The organism is Streptomyces torulosus, from assembly GCF_001419765.1.
Classification (GTDB): Bacteria; Actinomycetota; Actinomycetes; order Streptomycetales; family Streptomycetaceae; genus Streptomyces; species Streptomyces torulosus.
In genome coordinates this window covers 2854-3471 of sequence record NZ_LIRK01000825.1, presented here as the reverse complement: position 1 = coordinate 3471, position 618 = coordinate 2854, and the positions used below count along the sequence as shown (strand labels likewise).

Annotated in this window: 1 protein-coding gene; it reads left to right on the top strand. The window is 72.5% G+C overall.

What is annotated here, in order from left to right:
* A partial coding sequence (locus AOK23_RS40815; RefSeq protein ID WP_240496799.1) for an alpha/beta hydrolase occupies positions 1–618 on the top strand: 618 nt, incomplete at both ends.

Genomic DNA, 618 nt, shown 5'->3' with positions numbered 1-618 from the left:
CCCCCGGATCCCGGCCCCGCCACCGGCCACCCTCGCGCCTCTCACCCCGAAGTCGCTGGAGGCGGTGTACGCGGCCAACCGCGCGAACGCGAAGGAGGCGGCCCGCATGGCCGAGGCCCACGGCAACCGCGACCGGGCCGCGAAGGACCGCTCGATGGCGGAGCCCTCGCGGCAGTTCCTGACGTTCGACGGGCGGGGCCCCGGCCAGGCCGTGGAGGTCACGGGCGACCTGCTGAAGGCCGACCACATAGCGGTACTGATCCCCGGCTCGGACACGAGCATCGACACCTACGACCGCTTCCGCGAGGCGGCGCTCGCCCTGCACACCCGCACCGGCCCGACCTCGGCGGTCATCACCTGGCTCGGCTACGAGACACCGGACACCATCAGTTCGACGGTGCTCACCGACACCCGGGCCGACGAAGCGGCCCCGCGCCTGAGCACGTTCATGAGCGAGCTACGGGGACTGGTCGGCGATACGGCCGACGTCTCCCTGCTCTGCCATTCCTACGGCTCGGTCGTGTGCGGCAGAGCAGCGGCGGACCTCGACGACGTGAACGACCTGGTCCTGATCGGCAGTCCGGGCACGGGCGCGGACAGCGCGGCCGCGCTGCACAC